This is a genomic window from Spirosoma koreense, from assembly GCF_054777875.1.
In genome coordinates this window covers 1,056,751-1,074,931 of the sequence record NZ_BAAHAC010000005.1, presented here as the reverse complement: position 1 = coordinate 1,074,931, position 18,181 = coordinate 1,056,751, and the positions used below count along the sequence as shown (strand labels likewise).

General features: G+C 54.0%; 18 protein-coding genes and 1 tRNA gene. 11 read left to right on the top strand and 8 right to left on the bottom strand.

Annotated features, from left to right (window positions below):
- The first annotated feature begins 57 nt into the window (after positions 1-57).
- Together ACYVC2_RS10280 and ACYVC2_RS10275 are read left to right on the top strand one after the other, a co-directional pair.
- Complete coding sequence (locus ACYVC2_RS10280) at positions 58-759, top strand: hypothetical protein (RefSeq protein WP_461102218.1); 702 nt, start codon at positions 58-60, stop codon at positions 757-759.
- Positions 756-1,508 (top strand): potassium channel family protein, encoded by a 753-nt coding sequence (locus ACYVC2_RS10275; RefSeq protein WP_461102217.1) that lies wholly within the window; start codon positions 756-758, stop codon positions 1,506-1,508. Before ACYVC2_RS10280 ends, ACYVC2_RS10275 begins: the two co-directional genes overlap by 4 nt.
- A gap of 190 nt (positions 1,509-1,698) precedes the next feature.
- Here the strand turns inward: ACYVC2_RS10275 and ACYVC2_RS10270 are convergent, their stop codons facing one another.
- Positions 1,699-2,655 carry a polysaccharide deacetylase family protein gene (locus ACYVC2_RS10270; RefSeq protein ID WP_461102216.1) on the bottom strand — a complete coding sequence of 319 codons (957 nt, stop codon included), beginning with the start codon at positions 2,653-2,655 and terminating at the stop codon, positions 1,699-1,701.
- Positions 2,656-2,663: 8 nt separating this feature from the next.
- A complete protein-coding gene (locus ACYVC2_RS10265) occupies positions 2,664-2,969 on the bottom strand; it encodes a GNAT family N-acetyltransferase (RefSeq protein WP_461102215.1) in 306 nt (101 codons plus the stop codon).
- Between the two features lie 141 nt (positions 2,970-3,110).
- On the opposite strand from ACYVC2_RS10265, the gene ACYVC2_RS10260 reads away from it, so the two are divergent.
- Complete coding sequence (locus ACYVC2_RS10260; RefSeq protein WP_461102214.1) at positions 3,111-4,076, top strand: helix-turn-helix transcriptional regulator; 966 nt, start codon at positions 3,111-3,113, stop codon at positions 4,074-4,076.
- Positions 4,077-4,164: 88 nt separating this feature from the next.
- Positions 4,165-4,617 (top strand): SRPBCC domain-containing protein, encoded by a 453-nt coding sequence (locus ACYVC2_RS10255; RefSeq protein WP_461102213.1) that lies wholly within the window; start codon positions 4,165-4,167, stop codon positions 4,615-4,617.
- 87 nt (positions 4,618-4,704) lie between these two features.
- On the opposite strand, the gene ACYVC2_RS10250 is transcribed toward ACYVC2_RS10255, so the two are convergent.
- From ACYVC2_RS10250 to ACYVC2_RS10240, 3 genes are all read right to left on the bottom strand, one after another.
- Entirely contained in the window at positions 4,705-5,913 is a 1,209-nt protein-coding gene (locus ACYVC2_RS10250) for an acyl-CoA dehydrogenase family protein (protein ID WP_461102212.1), read from the bottom strand.
- Positions 5,914-6,050: 137 nt separating this feature from the next.
- On the bottom strand, positions 6,051-6,863 hold the full coding sequence (locus tag ACYVC2_RS10245) for a glycoside hydrolase family 16 protein (protein ID WP_461102211.1): 813 nt from the start codon (positions 6,861-6,863) through the stop codon (positions 6,051-6,053).
- Between the two features lie 25 nt (positions 6,864-6,888).
- A complete protein-coding gene (locus ACYVC2_RS10240; protein ID WP_461102210.1) occupies positions 6,889-7,728 on the bottom strand; it encodes an alpha/beta hydrolase in 840 nt (279 codons plus the stop codon).
- Positions 7,729-7,874: 146 nt separating this feature from the next.
- Here ACYVC2_RS10240 and ACYVC2_RS10235 point away from each other — a divergent pair, with 146 nt between their 5' ends.
- The 3 genes from ACYVC2_RS10235 to ACYVC2_RS10225 all read left to right on the top strand — a co-directional run bounded on the left by ACYVC2_RS10235 (position 7,875) and on the right by ACYVC2_RS10225 (position 9,847).
- Positions 7,875-8,579, top strand: coding sequence for an esterase family protein (locus tag ACYVC2_RS10235; RefSeq protein WP_461102209.1), 705 nt, complete (start codon positions 7,875-7,877; stop codon positions 8,577-8,579).
- 202 nt (positions 8,580-8,781) lie between these two features.
- Positions 8,782-9,216 carry a DinB family protein gene (locus tag ACYVC2_RS10230; protein WP_461102208.1) on the top strand — a complete coding sequence of 145 codons (435 nt, stop codon included), beginning with the start codon at positions 8,782-8,784 and terminating at the stop codon, positions 9,214-9,216.
- Positions 9,217-9,412: 196 nt separating this feature from the next.
- Positions 9,413-9,847 (top strand): hypothetical protein, encoded by a 435-nt coding sequence (locus tag ACYVC2_RS10225; protein WP_461102207.1) that lies wholly within the window; start codon positions 9,413-9,415, stop codon positions 9,845-9,847.
- A gap of 390 nt (positions 9,848-10,237) precedes the next feature.
- Here ACYVC2_RS10225 and ACYVC2_RS10220 read toward each other — a convergent pair whose 3' ends face one another.
- Together ACYVC2_RS10220 and ACYVC2_RS10215 are read right to left on the bottom strand one after the other, a co-directional pair.
- Entirely contained in the window at positions 10,238-11,317 is a 1,080-nt protein-coding gene (locus ACYVC2_RS10220) for a sensor histidine kinase (protein ID WP_461102206.1), read from the bottom strand.
- Positions 11,318-11,548: 231 nt separating this feature from the next.
- Positions 11,549-12,622 carry a sensor histidine kinase gene (locus ACYVC2_RS10215; protein WP_461102205.1) on the bottom strand — a complete coding sequence of 358 codons (1,074 nt, stop codon included), beginning with the start codon at positions 12,620-12,622 and terminating at the stop codon, positions 11,549-11,551.
- A gap of 239 nt (positions 12,623-12,861) precedes the next feature.
- Here ACYVC2_RS10215 and ACYVC2_RS10210 point away from each other — a divergent pair, with 239 nt between their 5' ends.
- The 4 genes from ACYVC2_RS10210 (at position 12,862) to ACYVC2_RS10195 (ending at position 16,248) form a co-directional block, all read left to right on the top strand.
- Positions 12,862-14,010, top strand: coding sequence for a sensor histidine kinase (locus ACYVC2_RS10210; RefSeq protein ID WP_461102204.1), 1,149 nt, complete (start codon positions 12,862-12,864; stop codon positions 14,008-14,010).
- Positions 14,011-14,179: 169 nt separating this feature from the next.
- Complete coding sequence (locus ACYVC2_RS10205) at positions 14,180-15,304, top strand: sensor histidine kinase (protein ID WP_461102203.1); 1,125 nt, start codon at positions 14,180-14,182, stop codon at positions 15,302-15,304.
- Entirely contained in the window at positions 15,301-16,083 is a 783-nt protein-coding gene (locus ACYVC2_RS10200) for a LytR/AlgR family response regulator transcription factor (RefSeq protein ID WP_461102202.1), read from the top strand. The genes ACYVC2_RS10205 and ACYVC2_RS10200 overlap by 4 nt, the downstream gene beginning before the upstream one ends.
- 91 nt (positions 16,084-16,174) lie before the next feature.
- Positions 16,175-16,248, top strand: a tRNA-Arg gene (locus ACYVC2_RS10195).
- Between the two features lie 121 nt (positions 16,249-16,369).
- On the opposite strand, the gene ACYVC2_RS10190 is transcribed toward ACYVC2_RS10195, so the two are convergent.
- On the bottom strand, positions 16,370-17,992 hold the full coding sequence (locus tag ACYVC2_RS10190) for a GAF domain-containing hybrid sensor histidine kinase/response regulator (RefSeq protein WP_461102201.1): 1,623 nt from the start codon (positions 17,990-17,992) through the stop codon (positions 16,370-16,372).
- Positions 17,993-18,181 lie beyond the last annotated feature (189 nt).

Sequence of the window (18,181 nt, the reverse complement as noted above, 5' to 3'; positions counted from 1 at the left end):
AATGACTATCAATGACCACTGACAACTAAAATCTATTTTTCTGGTTAGTAGAGCATTATGATTGCCGTTGGCCTGCTTACATTCCTGTTACTGACGCCCCGACTCGATTCGATTCCGTCGGCCGATACCCTACAATTCAAACGGGCTAAAATCAGACCGACCTTCAACCTCGATTTTCGCGACTCGTTTCTCGAACGCCAGCACGTAAATATCTGGGGGCTCAACGCCGGGATCGAGCTGGGAGAAAAGCGCCATCAGCTGACGCTGGGTTATTACTGGATCAGTTACGCCACCTACCTGAAGCTGATCGACTGGCGACGCGATGCCGCCCGACGCATCAACCTAAACTATTACACCCGGACCGACCTGTGGTTTATGAACCTGATGTACTGGTGGAATATTACCAACAACAAACGCTGGCTCATCAGTGTCCCGGCCGAGATTGGGGGCGGTGTGGCCTACGCTTTACCGACCCGGCTCAGTACCGAAACCGTCATCGACCGGACGAAGCGTAGCTTTCTGGTTCCGGTTCAGCTCGGTGCTTACGCCCAGTGGCGGGGCACACGCTGGGTGGGTCTGAGCGCGCAGATCGGCTACCGGATCTCGGTCTTCCAGACGGCCATCAATCAGAATTTCAACGGGAGTTACTACAGCATTGGCGTAACTGTCTATCCAGCGCTGTTGACGGACGTGTGGCGGTGGGTGCGAAAAAAAGACCGAATTTCGCCCCTGCATCCGCCCCAACCGCGCGTTCCATGAGCCATCCGAAAAAGCCTGCTCTCTCCAAATTATCGCTGCACCAGATTATCATGCTGGTCCTGTCGGTCTACGTCGTTCTGGCCCTGCTGGTTCGCGAGCTTGTTCCCATCGATAGCCAGGGGTATGAGTTGCTCAATCAGATCGATACGGGGATTTGTCTTTATTTTCTGTATGATTTTTTTCTGCGACTCTACCGGGCACCCAACAAACTGGCCTTTCTGCGCTGGGGCTGGATCGATCTGCTTGCCAGTATCCCGGCGTTCGACTGGTTCCGGCTGGGGCAGTTGGTCCGGGTATTCCGGATTCTACGGATGGTCCGTTCGTTCCGGTCTATCCGCGATTTCCTCAACCACCTCTTTCGGGACCGGGCCAATGGCACCCTGGCCGTAGTGCTGCTCAGCTCGGTACTATTGATGATCTTCGGGGCCATTGCCATTCTCTACGCCGAGCGGGTACCTGAGGCAAATATCAAAACCCCTTCCGACGCGCTCTGGTGGGCTTTCGTCACCATCACGACGGTAGGCTACGGCGACCGGTTTCCGATCACGACCTTCGGCCGGCTTATTGCGGCCGTTCTGATGGTGGCCGGAGTAGGCCTGTTCGGTACGTTTACGGGCTACGTAGCGAATTTCTTCGTGGAAGATGAGCAGGAGCAAACCGACAATGACCTGCAAATCCTGATCGGCGAAGTACGACAACTCCGCCAGAAAATTGAAGAAATGGAGCAGAAGATGATGAATGAGAAATGATGAAGCTTTCAACGCTGAGGTGTACTCGTTTGACCGTTAAATGAGTGACGTTGTCATTCCGACGAAGGAGGAATCTTGAGGGTTACTTTAACTCAAGATTCCTCCTTCGTCGGAATGACAAATCCATCCGCTGATCCGCCATGGCCTTTATTAAAAACGGAAGACAATCGGCGCTGTAGCATCCGTCGATTCACTTTTCGTTTGCCAGACTGGCAGGTAAATCGTATAAGAGCCAGGTTTTATTTTTGATGAAGGGCGATTTTTGTCGGATCAGGCTTATAAAATCCATGATACCCAGCGGTTCGTTGCCGTTGGCGTGAATGAGGACCAGACTCCCTTGTTTCGGCGACTGATTCTTGGCTAACCAGGCATCGCTGCCGATGGGAAGCAGTCCGAACGACAGAATCCGATCGAAGACCGCCTTATCGGAAACCAATCCCGGAAACCGGAAGAAAATGGCCGGCGTCAGGCCATTTTTGAGCATGGCCTGCTCATTCAGGAGTACCTCGTCGCTGAGGTTAGTGTTGGCTTCGAGCAGAAAATTGGTCGAGAGTGGGAGCCGGGGATTGTACCGGTGGTGATACGAATGATTCACCCACGTGATCGCCAGTTCGCCCCGGCTGACCAGATTTTTCAGATACGTAAGGTCCTGCGTATGATTTTCCATCCAAAGCCCCGTAATCGTAATGGTTACAGGAATCGGCTTTTCTGCCGGCTCAAACGCCTGAACCAGTTGTTCGAACACTGAGCGGGTCAGCGGCTTGGTCGACGGGCACAGGTCGATGGTTAGGCTGAAGCCCCGTTCGGTCGTGTCGGTCCGTTCGATACCCGCGTCCTGCAGATTGGCGTCACGCTGCTGCTCCGCCCGTAAAGCTCGTCCGTACGGCGTCTGCCGAACCTGCTGCATCACGTCTGGCCAGGACAAGGGCCGGACCCCATCCTTCAGCAGCGCGACCACCGAGGTTTCGAGCGTTTCCGGATTCAGCACCAGGTAGCGCGTCTGGGTTTGCTGCTGCCATTGGCGAAGCACCACCTGCTGGGGCCGGCGGGTGGTCAGCCCAAACCACACCCGATACCCGGCCAGTTGACCGAATGCGTCATGACCCAACCCGAGAACCAGGCTGGCAATAACTAAAAAACGGTTCATCCGGCAGCTTAGAAATCATTCGGGTTATAAGCGGTCGATACAACCCGGTTCCAGGCGGGGTGACGTTTGAGGTAGACATCCACAAACGGGCAGAGCGGCACGATTTTGAGGTTGTTCGCTTCGATGTACGCTAAAGCGCCCTCGACCAGTTTCGAACCGATTCCGTGCCCTTCGAGGCTTGGGTCGACTTCGGTATGCACGAGCGCGAGGGTATCGTCGTCGACGTGTTCGTAGACCAGAATGGACAGTTTGCCGTCAGTTTCTAATTCGAAGCGTTGGCGGTGGGTGTTGTTGTGAACGAGCGCGTTGTTCATGAACGATGGTATAAAAAAGCGAAAACCGGTCGGCCAGCATTACCGCCCGGAAAATGGATGGGTTAGAACCAGTAAACAAAAAAAGCGCGACTTGTTCACTTGAACAAACGTAATTTGCAAACAGACATCCATCGTCCTGCCATGAACCGACTTGACCGTCTTACTGCCATTCTGATCCACCTGCAAACCAAACGGGTCGTGCGGGCGCAGGAACTGGCCGACCGCTTTGGAATCAGCCTGCGAACCGTATACCGCGATGTGCGGTCGCTGGAAGAAGCCGGTGTGCCCATCGGAGCCGAAGCGGGAATCGGTTATTTCCTGACCGACTATCATCTGCCACCGGTTATGTTTACCAACGCCGAAGCCAGTTCGTTGCTGCTGGGCAGCAAGCTCATTGCCAAATGGGCCGATGAGTCGGTGCGGACGGCCTTCGAGTCGGCGCTATTCAAAATAAAGTCGGTCATGAAGCGGGCCGATCAGGAACATCTGGACGATCTGGATGCGCATATTCAGGTGGCCGACCCGGTGCACCGACAGCCTTATTCCGATGGCTTATTGACTCACATCCAGTACGCCATTGCGCAGAATCATGTGCTGCTGCTTCAGTATCATTCGCAATATAACGACGCCGAAACCGAGCGCGAAGTCGAGCCGGTGGGTCTGCATCATTACCGCATGGGCTGGCACCTGATCGCATTTTGCCGTACCCGACAGGATTACCGCGACTTTCGGGTCGACCGCATCCGGCAGTTGACCGACACAGGTCAGCGGTTTGCCCGACCGGAGCGGCTGTCGCTGCAGGAATATCTCGACCGGATTGGTGAAGACTGGAATCTGGCCGAAGCCATTCTGGTATTTCCCAAATCCGTTACCCGATTCATGCAGGAGCAACGGCACAGCTATGGCTTTCAGCGCGAAGAGGACCTGGGCGATCGTGTCCGTATGGTTTTCCAGACGCCTTACCTCGAAGGTCTGGCCCGCTGGCTGCTGATGTTCGGCAAGGCGGTCACGATTGAAGAGCCCGTCGAACTCCACAACATGATGCAGGCGCTGGCCCACGAAATCCAGTCGCATTACGCACCCTATGCCGTAGAGCGGCAATCCTGAACGGCCTGCTTTCAGGGTAATTAGAACACCTGCTGACAGGCTGTTGTCAGTTGTCTGGTCGACCTTTGCCCAAAACCAACGAATAAGTATGACTGAGCTAATTGTCAGAAACCGTATTAGTCTCGATTCTCCGGTTGCAAGCGTATGGGATGCATTGACCAATCCGGAACAAACCCAAAAATACATGTTTGGCTGCAAAGCGCTTTCGGACTGGACAGTAGGCAGTCCGCTACTCTGGACAGGCTCCTGGGAAGGGCAGGACATGGTTTTTGTGAAAGGCACGATTACGGCGATCACGCCCGAAGCGTTCCTGGCCTACACCACCTTCGACCCGAATTCCGCGCTCGAAGACATTCCTGAAAATTACGTGACGGTTACGTATACCTTGACTCCACAGGGAAATCAAACCATACTGGACGTTACCCAGGGCGATTTCGCTACGGTAGCCGATGGCGAAAAGCGGTACACCGAAACTTACAATAACGGCGAAGGCTGGAACCCGATTCTGGTCGAAATCAAAAAACTGGTCGAAAATCCGTAGCTGGTATTTTTAAACACAGAGCCACGGAGTACACAGAGTTTAATAGAAATCCTCTGTGTGCTCCGTGGCTCTGTGTTTAAATCCAAGTTATTTAAACGCCGGGATACCCGTAATATCGGCGCCCAGAATCAGCAGTTGAATGTCGTGCGTGCCTTCGTAAGTGCTCACCGATTCGAGATTCATCAGATGGCGCATGATCGGGTACTCCCCTGAAATACCCATGGCGCCCAGAATCTGGCGGGCGTCCGACGCTACCCGCTGGGCCATTTCGACGTTATTCCGTTTCGCCAGCGAGATCTGCGCATTCGAGGCCCGGTCTTCGTTTTTCAGCATGCCGAGCCGCCAGCACAACAGTTGGGCCTGAGTGATACCCGTCAGCATTTCGGCCAGTTTTTTCTGGATGAGCTGAAAACTGGCGATGGGCTTGTTGAACTGTATACGCTCCAGGGCATACCGACGGGCTACTTCGTAACATTCCATGGCGGCACCCAACGCACCCCAGCAGATACCGTAGCGGGCCTGTTCGAGGCATTTCAGCGCACTTTTCAGTCCGTAAGCTTCAGGCAGGATATTCTCCTTGGGCACCTGCACATCCTGAAATATCAGTTCGCCAGTACTGCTGGTGCGCAATGACCATTTGTTTTTTATTTCATTGGTCGAAAAGCCGTCCATACCCCGCTCGACAATCAGCCCCCGAATTTTGCCCTGTTCATTGCGGGCCCACACGACGGCGATATCAGCAATGGGTGCGTTGGTAATCCAGAGCTTCGAGCCATTCAGCAGGTAATAGTCGCTGCGTTCGATAAAATTGCTTTCCATACCGCCGGGGTCCGACCCGTGGTTGGCTTCGGTCAGACCAAAGCAGCCGATCAGTTCCCCTTTTGCCAGGCGGGGCAGGTATTTTTTCTTTTGTTCTTCGCTGCCGAAAGCCCAGATGGGATACATAACCAGTGAACTCTGCACCGACACGCACGAGCGCATGCCCGAATCGCCCCGTTCGATTTCCTGGGTCATCAGGCCATACGAAATCTGATCCAGCCCTCCCCCACCGTATTCAGTCGGGATGGTGGCGCCAAAAACGCCGATCTGACCAAATTTCGGAATCAACTGCGTTGGAAATTCGGCCCGCTGGGCGTACTCCTCCACAATAGGTGTAATCTCGCGTTTTACAAAGTTGCGCACAGCCGACCGAACAAGCTTGTGTTCGGCCGTCAACAAATCGTCAATACAGTAGAAATCCGGCGACTCGAACGAGTCGACCTTGTTTCGGGGCGAAGTTAGGGTTGCAGCTTGCATACAGCTTCAACTCCAAAACGGGCTCCTTGTTACCAATAAGCGGCTTTTTTATTAATGTAAGGCGTTTTGTTGAGCGTACTGGCGGAGGACCGACCGAATCGACTGACGAGCTGGAATCTGGCTTTAGCCCATTGCGCTTATCGATACACCCGTACGTAGTCGACTTCCATGCGTTGGGGCCAGATGGTCTCGTCGACGCCTTTCTGACCACCCCAGTTGCCGCCAACGGCCAGATTCAGGATCAGGTAAAAGGGCTGATCGAACGGCCATTGGGCTTTGGTATCACCTAAAACAGTCTTCTGAACGCTGTAGTACTGCTGGTCATCGACAAAAAAGTCGATCCGGTCGGCGGTCCACTCGATGGCATAGCGGTGAAAATCGGCCGTGACGTTCTTGATCGTAACCGCTTTCCCTTTCTCGGTCTTTTTTGCATGGTTATACGCTTCGGTATGAACCGTACCGTGAATGACTCCTTCATCGAAGCCCACGTGCTCCATGATGTCGATTTCACCACAGAGGGGCCAGCCGGCCGTTGGAATATTCTTGCCCAGCATCCAGATGGCAGGCCAGGTGCCCACGCCTTTTGGCAGTTTCGCCCGGGCTTCGATACGACCGTACGTCCAGTCGGCTTTCCCACGCGTAAACAACCGGGCGGAAGTGTAGCGGTTACCCTGATAGGTTTCTTTACGGGCTTCGATAATCAGCTTTCCGTTCTCGATGCGGGCATTTTCGGGTCGCCGGGCCGTATAATATTCCAGTTCGTTATTACCCCAGCCGTTCCCGCCGACCTCATACGCCCATTTGGTCGAATCGGGCAGGCCTGCGTTGTCGAACTCGTCGGACCAGACCAGCTTGCGCGTCGGGGGGCGGGACGATGAAACAGCCTCCGGCGAAGAGCCGGCCAGCCAAACCACCAGGTATAAGGCCTCTATTAGTAGCAGGGTTTTCATAGGAGTACGGGGTTCTGTTTATCGCTTACTGAACCGGAAAGGCCCATTTCAGAAAATCCGGCATAACAGCACTCCAGGTTTGCTGGTTGTGCTGGCCGCCTACGATCTCCACATACCGAATGTCCCGTTCGCGCTGATATCCTTTTCTAACCAGCTCACCGATCAAGTCGGTCGTGTCGTCGATCGAGTCGATGATGCCATTGTTGTTGCGGTCGCTGGTTTCATCGTCGGTGCCCGTCTCGAACCAGAATTTCAGGTTGGCGCTGTAAGCTCCTTTCCGAACCAGGTCGTGCATAATCCGGTCGGTCTCGTCGCGGTAGCCATCTTCCGTGCTTTTGCTCCGCCACCAGAACGACCCCGAAAACACACCCGCCCGGCCAAAGCGGTCCGGATGGTGAAACACAATATCGAAGGCCGACAAACCACCTAACGAAAAGCCGGCGAAGGCCGTATTCGCCGGTTCAGCGCTAATGCGGTAGTGGGTCCTGATGTACGGCAGCAGTTCGGTAAAGACAAAGTCGGTATACAGGCCGGCTTTACTGCCCCGATTCATATAATCGGCCTGAGCTGCCGTGCCATACTCCTGAATCCGATCGCCCGCGTGGATCGCCACCAGCACAAACGGCTGAATGACTTGATGGGCATACAGCGAATCCAGGATTTCCGTCATGCGCAGCCGGGGTAAGTCCTGGCCGTCGTTCAGATACAGCACGGGGTAGACGCGGTTCGAGGTTGCATAATCAGCGGGCAGAATGATATCCAGCCGCACGGAGCGTTTTAGCGGAACGGAGTATAACGAATCATCGCGCCGGACCACGACGGTAGGCGGTTCGGCAGAAACAGAGGCCAGTAATGAGTCAGCCATATAGGTTAAAAACAGGAGAAGCAACGGTGTCATCAAGTTGCAAAATAGGGATTTTTTAGCCGTAGCTCCGCACAGGCATTGCCGTTGCCAGCTATTTCCTCTATTTTCAACCGAATTTTGACCGTTCTCTTCAACTACAGACAGTCGTGCAGGAAGATTATCGAAAATGGTACTCGCACCACCTGGGTCGCGATATCGAGATGCTGGTTTATGGCAACTGGGGCTACCCGGTATTGCTGTTTCCAACCTCCATGGGGCATTATTACGAATACAAAACCTTCGGCCTGACCGAGACCGCCCGCTGGTTTGTGGAGACAGGCCGGGTGAAACTTTACTGCATCGACAGCATCGACCGCGACAGCTGGTATGCCAAACACCTGCACCCAGGTACCCGCATCTGGAATCATGTTCTCTACGACCGTTTTCTGCACGAAGAGTTGGTGCCCGGTATTCAACGGGAGTGCAACGTCCGCAAAGTCGGCGTATCGGGTGCTTCGTTCGGCGGGTATCACGCTCTGAACTTCGCGTTCCGGCATCCCGAGCAGGTAGGCCATCTGATGACCATGGGCGCAGCCTTCGACATCCGGACATTTCTGAATGGGTATTACGACGATAACGTGTATTTCAACAACCCGCCCGACTTTCTGCCCAACGCGCAGAACGACGAGTTTTACCACATCAACATCGTGCTGGGAACGTCGGAATACGATTTTTGCAAAGATGCCAATTACCAGATGTCAGCTATTTTGAACCGCAAAGGCATCCGTCATCAACTCGATGTAACGCCCTGGGGCAACCATGACTGGCCCGTCTGGAAAGACCAGTTTCCGCGCTACTTAAGCCAGATTTAAGCAGTTAACTAATGAGGTGGCGTAGTTGACCCGAACGGTATCCTATCGAGAGCCTCAGGATCGGCTTGCTTTCTTAGCAACGAGCCTGTTTAGGCTTTTCAACTTGATACCTATTTAACTCACTCACTTTTCAAAACCTAAACAGCTTTAACGTAATCCGGGCGCTCCCCGAACGCCGGGATAGCGGCCAACCCCATTCTTCATGGACGTACTCGATCGGCTCCGTACCCATCTGATTCAGGTTCCTGCACAATTGGGGGCTTTATCTGAGGCAGAACTGACGCAGAAGATACCGGACAAATGGTCGAAAAAAGAAATACTGGGGCATCTGATCGACTCGGCCATCAACAACCTCAAGCGATTTACCGATGCGCAGTTCATGCCCGAACCGTACCGGCTCCAGCGCTATTCACAGGATCGATTGGTCATCGTCAATCGCTATCAGGATTTGCCGCTGGATCACCTGCTGACGCTCTGGACAAGCCTAAACAGGCAAATCGTCTACGTAGCTGAGGCTATCCCCGCCGAAACCCTGCGTCGACCGATCGATCCGGGCGATGCACCGACGCAATCGTTGGCGTGGCTGATCGAAGATTACGTGCTTCATCTGGAGCACCACCTGAAAACGCTGCGGTAATCACAGACCAGGCTCTTTTTCACCTTCCTCTTCCTGTCATTTCATCCGACGGTTTTACCCGTTGATAACCCGGTTTTGCCGGTTGGTACGACACGCCCTTCTCTCCGGGCGAAGCAGATGCCACCTTTGCATCACCAGACCGGCAGGTGCCGGTCGAGCATCTTCCTCTTTTTAACTAAACATTCTGGAACACACCATGAAAACATTCGTACTGTTTCGTCGTTCGGCCCTGCTGGCGCTGTTATTTGCGGTTTCTCTATCGGCCTGTAAAAAATCCAACTCCGATCCGGCCCCCGATCTGGCCAGCCGCGTAGCCGGTACGTACACTTACTCCGAATTCGTGACCGGTGGCAAATCATATCCGGCCAGCGGCACCAACCTGAAAGGCACCATCACGGTAACCCGCCAGACTGCATCGACGGTAGACATGAAAATGAACCTCACGCTGAAATCGACCGGCGATGTGTTTGCCGACGACGCTGCCAGCAGCGTGAACGTGACCGAAGCCAGCGGGGGTAACATCGAGCTGACTTACCAGGGTACGGTCATTGCCCGCGTTAACAGCAACAAAATCAGCGTCGATGGCGAAGATCCGCAGTCGGGTACGTTCACGATCAATGCCACGAAATAGCCCACGCTGGGCCATCCGGAGGCCAATCCGCAACTTCATCAGCAAGACTTGAACCGCGGAATTTTAAACTAAAAAAGGCCGTCCCTACCGAACTTCTGTTTGGTAGGGACGGCCTTTTTTAATTAAAGCCAGGTATCACGGGTTTAACCCGTTTTTTGTGAGCCTAAACCGGGTTAAAACCCGTGATAACCACGGCTCCGTTGTATCGAACAAACCAGCGATCATTAGCATGTAACACAAAAACGTTGCCCCGAAGCAGAGCTTCAGCGTTACAGTGTAGTGCCGAAACTCTGCTTCGGCCGGGTCATGTTATTGCTTTTGGTAAAACGAAAAACCGCAACACGAGTCACTTACACTACTGGTTATAAGCAGGACAAGAATTCTGCATACTCAGGCCCGGACGGGCTTCAGGAGAGGTAGGATAACGGTAAAATGCTCGTCGTCGGATAAGACGATGGGGTCGGTTTGGGCCAGCAGCCGGTATTTGGCGGCAATATTCGATAAGCCCACCTGATTGGAAGCGATCCGCCCACCGGTTCGGCGCTGGCGGTTGTTACGCACCTGAAGCTGCTCGCCGTCGGTCGTGCCAATCTCGATCAGCAGGGGTTTGCCCGCGTGAATGACGTTGTGCTTGACGGCATTTTCGACCAGCATCTGAAGCGTCAGCGGGGGTAACTGATACTGACGGGCGTCCGGCGGTACGTTTACTTCGAGTTCGATGCCGGCACCGTAGCGGGTTTTGAGCAGGTGATAATAGGAATCGATGAAGGCCAGTTCCGTGTCGAGGGTTGTCAGGACATCCTCGTTGGTTTGCAACAGATACCGGTACACCTTCGCCATCTCATCGACAAACTGCTCGGCTTTTTTGGGTTCGTCATCAATAAGCGACGACAATGAGTTGAGGCTGTTGAAGAGAAAATGCGGATTCACCTGGTTTCTCAGACTTTCGAGCTGGCTCTGGATATTGATTTTCTCCAGCTGTTCTTTTTCGAGCGTGTTTTCCCGCCACTTTTTCATCGAATACGTACTCTCGTCGATACCCACCGACAGCAGGTTCGCCACGATGTTCACCAGTGCAATGCGGCCCAATGACAGCCCACTCTCGGCGTAGCTGTAACCGAACAGATGAAAATAATTGTAAGCGCCGATGGTGCCAAAGACAAAACAGGGCGTAACGAGCATAAACAGGGCCAGCAACCGCCAGACACGCGGCCAGGTCTGACCTAGATTAGGATACCGGCTGACGATCTTCTGCGTGAACAGATCCAGCGTCAACAGGCAGCTGCCCGCGATGGTCAGGTTCAGGAGAGTAGCCGGGAAGAAAACCCAGGCCTCCGTCCAGTAGCGCGTGCCAATGACCCAGTACGTCAGCAGCGGAATAAACCACGGAAACAGCAGCAGAAAATGCCACTGAGTCTGCGGTCGGATGCGCGGTAGTCGTCGGTATAGGTCAGCAGCAAACTGCTTCATCACGTTAGTGTATGGTTCAGGTCGAAAGCGTCGGCAAATTGCGCCCGCTTTCCGTTAACTCAACTCGTCAGTGTCTCCAAGTGTCTTTTTCGCCGATTGTTTTGTACAAACCCGCGTAAGAGTTGTTCACGTTATCCACCAGTCACGGCCGTTCGTAAACAGCGTCCGCCGATCCGTACATTCCCGGCATTATCGCCTTCCCGATCGATACCGGTGGTTGTTGTACCATCTTCAGGTCTGCCGGATGCGCTGGCTTACCAGCAGGGGCAGCCATACCCGAAAATGGGTTGCGGTCTCCGTAACCTGAATAGCTTCCTGGCTCAGCAGTTCGTACTTCTTCGTCAGGGTCGCCAGATTCGCCTGCGCCGTTTCGACTTTAACGACTTTCCGCTGGAGGTTGTTTTCGACCAGAAGCGTTCCCTGGGGGGTTGTCTGAATACGAATTAGCAGCGGCTTGGCGGCCGACATACCATTGTGTTTCATGGCGTTATCGATCAGAATCTGAATACTCAACGGCGGCAGCGCATAATCCAGATAAGCCGGATCGATGGCCTGCGTAATCGACAGGCTGGCACCGTAGCGGGTGTGCAGCAGGTTGCTGTAGCTGGTTATGAACGTCAGTTCCGTTTGCAGACTGACCAGCTCGTGCGGATTGGCCTGCAGCAGATAGCGGTATACTTTCGACAGCTCGTCTACGAACTGCCCCGCCAGTTGTTTGTTTTCGCTGATGAGCGACGAGAGCGACGTCAGGCTGTTGAACAGAAAATGCGGGTTGATCTGGGTTTTCAGGGCATCGAGCTGATGCTGATACGTTTCTCGCCGAAGGTGCTCGGTGGCTGTCTGATCTTTGTGCCACTGCTGATAGGCATAAGACAGGCTGAGGACTGTGCAGAACGAGAAATCGAACAACAGCGTCAGAATCATGACGGGGCGAATGAGCGTCCAGGTAAACGCCGTACCGAAAGCCGGAATCAGGCTGTACACAAATACGTCGAACATAACCGCCAGCGCCGACAAGCTACTCAGAACAACCAGCACCGCCAGCGTTCGCTGGGTCGACTGTTCGACGTCGGGGTAATGGCTCATGGCCCAGCGCACCGCTTTGGCAATAACCCAGGTCGAGAGCAGGTACAGGATGATCAGCAGGCCAGTTCCGCTTACCAGCAGCCGCCCATCGGAAAAATAAGCCGGCCCGATGAAGTAGTAATTGCAGATCGGAATCAGAACAGGAATGAACAGCACATGATACCAAAGCTCCCACTTCGAGAAACTGGTGGTCAGACGTTGGTAAATGGCGCGAACCATAGGTATCGGTACGGAAAGCAGTCAAGTGGTGGTTTGAGCGCCTAAATTACGCAGTTTTGGCCAATTACGGCTCGAAGTAACTGATTTACAAAGCGATCGTTGACGGTACCGCCCAGCATCGGACGGGGCAACGGACAGTTCATACGGCATTTTTCTCAATTCATACACCATTTTTTACAGTTGATGCAGGTCTGACCTACCGATTCGTAGGGCACCGGCCAATTTTGAGGGTTCATTCCATGATACCCCTACGTACGCACTGGTCACCGCTCAGCACCCTGGATAACTACCGCCCCCGCTTCTTCCTCCGGCGCGACTGGCGCTGGCACGTGCTGCTGGTTCCGGTGTTGTTTCCACTGGCCAACTATTACTTTATCGGAGCCTCGTATTTCACTGACCTGAAGTCGTTTCTGGCCGGCACTTTCCTTGCTTCCGGGCTCTATGCGCTGTCGGTTCTGCTGCTGACGTTTACGGTGCAGTGGGCCATTCGGCATTTTCCGGGCATGCAGCAAACCGTGGCACGCACGCTGACCATGCTGGCCTGTATGGGCAGCCTGACCATCGCACTTGGGGTAACGTATGTCTGGGTATACAGCCTGTTTCCAATAACGGGGGTTCGGTTCAGCTGGCTGGTCGTACGGCCCATCTGGGTGGTCGGTCTGATTTCCGACGCTTTTTTATGCGTATCGCTCGGGCTGTTCTATACCTACGGACAATGGAAACTGGAACTACAGGAAGATGAACAACTTCAGCGGCAGGCGCTCCAGAGCCAGTACGACAAGCTGAAAGGCCAGTTGAACCCGCATTTTCTCTTCAATGCGCTCAACTCGCTGTCGGTGCTGATCGGCGAAGAACCCAAACAGGCCGAACAGTTTGTCGACAAAATGGCGCGGGTTTACCGCTACATGCTGCAAAGCGGCCGGTCGCCGGAGCGGGTACGGGATGGCTACGAGCCAGCCGCAGCAACCCGCGAACACAACGAACTGGTTACGGTGCAGGCAGAACTGGAGTTTATCAATCTCTACGCCGATTTGTTACAGGTTCGCTATCAGCAAAGCCTGCGGATCGATCGGCTGATCGACTGCAACAACCTTTATCTGAACCATTACCTGCTGCCGCTCAGCCTGTTGACGCTGGTCGACAATGCCGTCAAGCACAATACCATGTCGACGAGTAAGCCCCTGGTGATCAGTATCGAGATTACCGCCGGCGGCTGGCTCCAGGTCACCAATACCCGCCAGTTGAAAACCATCCGGCTCGAAACCATCCGGGCGGGGCTGGTTAGTCTGATGGCTCGCTACGATCTGGTCAGTCAGCGGGCGGTGGTCGTGGAAGCAACGGATACGTATTTCCGGGTGGCGCTCCCTTTACTCACCCAGGCCGCCTGATCGTGGCACGGCTCGCCGGACCAGCGCGAAACCCGGTTTCAATTAAGTTTATTATTTACGCAACTCACCGCTTCGATCCCGCAATTGATACAACCCAACCGGCCAAATATACCATAAGACCGCTATCTTTATCACCCATAGCGCCACGCTACCGACGAGACGACCATCCATGAAACGAATTGTATTTGACCAGATTTGCCATTACCTGCGCATCACCACGCGCGGGGGCTGGTCGTACGTTCTGTCGATGCCCTGGTTTGTTCCGTCTATCAGTTATCTGCTCATCGGAGCCCCTTATCTGCACCACTGGGACACGTTTGTGATGGCCACGCTATTGGTCTGGGCGCTGGCTACCATTGCGTTCATCGTGCAGGACTGGGCCGCCCATGCCATTGCTCAGGCCTACCCCGAACTACGCCAGACGATGATCCGGGCGGGCATGACCGTATTGGCTTTCGTGGGGCTGTCGGGTCTGTTTCTGACACTTTACGCCTGGCTTTTTATGCAGTTTCACTTGTTTGCGTCTCAGCTTCGGCCCGACGCCGTGCTGCGGGTATATAGCTTCGATCTAATCGCGATCATCCTGCTGATGGGCGTCTATGAAACGTCTTATTCGCTGAGCCGGTGGCAACAGCACCAGGTCAACAAGGAAAAGCTCAAGAAAGAAAACCTGCAGGGAAAGCTCCAGGGCCTGAAGAGTCAGGTAAATCCGCATTTTCTGTTCAACAGCCTCAACTCGCTCTCATCGCTGATTGCCGACGAGCCCAAACGGGCCGAACAGTTTGTCGATCAGATGGCGAAAGTGTACCGGTATATGCTCCAGACGAACCGAACCTCAGGCGATGAATCGTCGGCGGACGATAGCGACGAACTGACGACCCTCGATGTCGAGCTGGCCTTTATCGACTCCTATTACCACCTGCTGAAAACCCGGCATGGAGCAGGTCTGCACCTGAGCGTTCGGGTGGAAGATCAGTATCGCCAGCACCGGATACCACCCCTGACATTGCAGTTACTGGTCGAAAATGCCGTCAAACACAACGTCATTCTGGCCAGCCGTCCGCTGTGCATCGACATCATGACCACCGTGGATGGTCAGTTGCTGGTCAGCAATAACATCCAGAAAAAAACCGTCCGGTCGGACCTGGCCCGGGTCGAGTCCACGCAGGTTGGATTGCCTAACATCCGGGCGAAGTACCAGTTACTGGCTCAGACCGAACCCATCATCAACCCCGGACCCGATTCGTTTACTGTCATTTTACCTCTCCTCCAAAAAGCCCTGATCAACGCATGAACGCTCTGATTGTCGAAGATGAAGAATTAGCGGTACGCAAGCTCCAGAAGTTACTCCACGAAGTATCGCCTACGCTCCAGGTCATGGGCGTAACGGCCAGTATTGAAGATACCGTAAGCTGGCTCGAAAACAACCGGTCTACGGGGCAGCCCGACCCGGACCTGATTTTCCTGGATATCGAGCTGGCCGACGGCCAGAGTTTTGAGATTTTCGAGCGTACGCCCGTTCGCAGCACGGTTATTTTCACTACCTCCTACGACGAGTACGCGCTGCAGGCCTTTAAAGTCAACAGCATCGACTACCTGCTCAAACCCGTGCAACGCGAAGATCTGCAACGAAGCCTGCAAAAATACGAAGACCTGCGCGGCCAGTCGGTCGAAGCACCCGAGTTCAAGATCGAGAAACTCCTGCAACAGCTGCAGGGTCAGGCTCCACGCAACTACCGGCAGCGGTTTCTGGTCCGTCAGGGCCAGCGCATGCTTTCTGTCGAGGTGGGCGACATTGCGTATTTTTACACCGACGAGCGCTATAGTTTCTTTGCCATGCACTCGGGGCAGAAATTTCTGGTCGACTACACCCTCGACGAACTCGCCGACGCCCTGGACCCCAACCGTTTTTTCCGCATCAACCGGGGGGTTCTGGTAACGCATCAGGCCGTCGAACAGATTCAGCCCTACTTCGGCAACCGACTGGCGCTGAGCCTTCGCCCGGTTTTCGATAAAGAAGCTCTCGTCAGCCGCGAGAAGGTCAGCGACTTCAAACAGTGGATGGGGAAATAACTACGTTATTGCAGAATATCGGGAATCTCCGTATTTTTGAGCAATGCATTTGTCAACGGACCCACTGTCCTTGTCAATAGCTTCACCCCCAGGTCCTGTAGCTCAGTTGGATAGAGCATCTGCCTTCTAAGCAGACGGTCAAGCGTTCGAGTCGCTTCGGGATCACGTTAAAAGCAAAGAGTTACACTAGCGATCAGTGTAACTCTTTTTTATTACTGTCCCTTTTATAACCGTGGCTGTCATCGAACAGGCTGACCTTGCCGAAGCTGACTGTTGGGCCAATACGTTAAGCCAGGTTGGTCAGCAGGTTCACGAGCTCATGCTGCAGAAAAGGTTTTCGGAGAAAGCCTTTGAACCCAACCGTTTTTACCCGCTCCAGGGTCTCCTCGCTGTCATCGGCCGACAGAGCAATGAGCGGTACACCCGGCTGAAGGACCTGCAGGCGCTGGGCCAGTTCATATCCGTCCAGGTCGGGCATGTATAAATCCAGGAGCATACCGCTATAGGCCGTATGGCGAGCGGCTTCGAGTGCTTCGAGCGGTGAATTGAAGACCGCGACCTGGCCGCCCTGTTTGGCAATAAAATGGGCTAACACTTTGGTGTTCATCGGGCTGTCGTCTACCGCCAGTAGCTGGCCATTGGTCCACGACTTCGGTTTCGCCAGGCTTTCCGCATCGGCTTCATGCCTGGGCAGACTGACACGGAAACTAAAGCAGGACCCCTGCCCTTCCTGACTCTGAACCTCCAGTTGACCGCCCATCAAATCGAGTAGCTGACGGGTTATCGCCAGCCCTAAGCCGCTCCCGCCGTAAAGCCTCGTCGTAGAAGCCGACACCTGCGTGTATTCGTTGAAAAGCAAGGCCAGCGAGGTCTGGGGAATACCGATGCCGGTGTCGGTGACGTCTACCTGGAACGTAACAGCCGATGCGGCTTCAGATACGACCTGCACCCGCACACCCACTTCGCCCTGGGATGTAAATTTAAGCCCGTTGCTGATCAGATTGAGCAGCACCTGCAACAGCCGGGTGGCGTCTCCCTGCAATCGGCGCGGTAGCTTTTCATCGATCTGGACCGTGAGCTGAAGGTTTTTCTGGTGAGCTTGCCAGATCTGAATATCGACGGCCTGCTGAATCAAGTCCTGCAACGAGAAGGGAATTGCTTCCAGCTCCACTTTACCCGCCTGTAACTTACTGTAATCGAGTATGTTGTTTACCAGACTGACCAGCGTACGCCCAATAATCTGGAGCCGGTTCAGATTGGGCTGCTGATCCGAACGCGGCTGTTGATCGAGCAAAAGCTGGGTGTAACCCTCCAGAGCGTGCAGGGGCGTCCTAATCTCGTGGCTCATGGTCGCCAGCAGATGCGCTTTCTGACGAGCCAGTTCTTCGGCCTGCGCCCTCGCCCGGAGAAGTTTATTGTTGGTTCGGCGGAGTTCCATCAACAACACTACCTGGTCGGCCAGCGCCTGCAGGGTAATCTGTTGAGACCGGTTCAGCTGACGGGGTTGATGATCGATTACGCAGATGGACCCGATGGCAAACCCATCGGACGAGATCAGGGGCACACCCGCGTAAAAAATGATATATGGCTGGCCGGTTACGGCCGGATTGTCCCAGAAACGATCATCCTGGGTGGTGTCCTCAATGATTAAGGGGTGGTTGAAATTGATCGTATGCGCACACAGAGAAACTTCGCGGGGAATGGATTCTACCGCCAGTCCATAATACGATTTGACCCATTGCCGCTGCTGATCGATCAGGCTCACCATCGCGATGGGGGTTCCGCACAGTTGAGAAGCAATATGAGACACCCGGTCGTATTCGACTTCCTGGGGCGTATCCAGTAATTCATACTGGCTCAGTGACTCAAGTCGCTCGTGTTCATTAGCGGGGATTGGCGCAATAAGCATCGTATAACAAAACAAATAATGAATTTACCTTTCGAAAGTACGCCAATTATTGCTTATTCGTATACAATATTGCTATTTAACGCATCATTTTAGAAAAAATATACACAGTATTGCACTCTACGGAAAGGTCGCTACTTTCTAGGCCTCTGCACACGAATCCGCAGGCACTTACCGTTCAGACATAGCATG

Coding starts and splice junctions, on each gene's coding strand:
- ACYVC2_RS10280 (WP_461102218.1), top strand. CDS start 58: ATGATTGCCGTTGGCCTGCTTACATTCCTGTTACTGACGCCCCGACTC.
- ACYVC2_RS10275 (WP_461102217.1), top strand. CDS start 756: ATGAGCCATCCGAAAAAGCCTGCTCTCTCCAAATTATCGCTGCACCAG.
- ACYVC2_RS10270 (WP_461102216.1), bottom strand. CDS start 2,655: ATGAACCGTTTTTTAGTTATTGCCAGCCTGGTTCTCGGGTTGGGTCAT.
- ACYVC2_RS10265 (WP_461102215.1), bottom strand. CDS start 2,969: ATGAACAACGCGCTCGTTCACAACAACACCCACCGCCAACGCTTCGAA.
- ACYVC2_RS10260 (WP_461102214.1), top strand. CDS start 3,111: ATGAACCGACTTGACCGTCTTACTGCCATTCTGATCCACCTGCAAACC.
- ACYVC2_RS10255 (WP_461102213.1), top strand. CDS start 4,165: ATGACTGAGCTAATTGTCAGAAACCGTATTAGTCTCGATTCTCCGGTT.
- ACYVC2_RS10250 (WP_461102212.1), bottom strand. CDS start 5,913: ATGCAAGCTGCAACCCTAACTTCGCCCCGAAACAAGGTCGACTCGTTC.
- ACYVC2_RS10245 (WP_461102211.1), bottom strand. CDS start 6,863: ATGAAAACCCTGCTACTAATAGAGGCCTTATACCTGGTGGTTTGGCTG.
- ACYVC2_RS10240 (WP_461102210.1), bottom strand. CDS start 7,728: ATGGCTGACTCATTACTGGCCTCTGTTTCTGCCGAACCGCCTACCGTC.
- ACYVC2_RS10230 (WP_461102208.1), top strand. CDS start 8,782: ATGGACGTACTCGATCGGCTCCGTACCCATCTGATTCAGGTTCCTGCA.
- ACYVC2_RS10225 (WP_461102207.1), top strand. CDS start 9,413: ATGAAAACATTCGTACTGTTTCGTCGTTCGGCCCTGCTGGCGCTGTTA.
- ACYVC2_RS10220 (WP_461102206.1), bottom strand. CDS start 11,317: ATGAAGCAGTTTGCTGCTGACCTATACCGACGACTACCGCGCATCCGA.
- ACYVC2_RS10215 (WP_461102205.1), bottom strand. CDS start 12,622: ATGGTTCGCGCCATTTACCAACGTCTGACCACCAGTTTCTCGAAGTGG.
- ACYVC2_RS10210 (WP_461102204.1), top strand. CDS start 12,862: ATGATACCCCTACGTACGCACTGGTCACCGCTCAGCACCCTGGATAAC.
- ACYVC2_RS10205 (WP_461102203.1), top strand. CDS start 14,180: ATGAAACGAATTGTATTTGACCAGATTTGCCATTACCTGCGCATCACC.
- ACYVC2_RS10200 (WP_461102202.1), top strand. CDS start 15,301: ATGAACGCTCTGATTGTCGAAGATGAAGAATTAGCGGTACGCAAGCTC.
- ACYVC2_RS10190 (WP_461102201.1), bottom strand. CDS start 17,992: ATGCTTATTGCGCCAATCCCCGCTAATGAACACGAGCGACTTGAGTCA.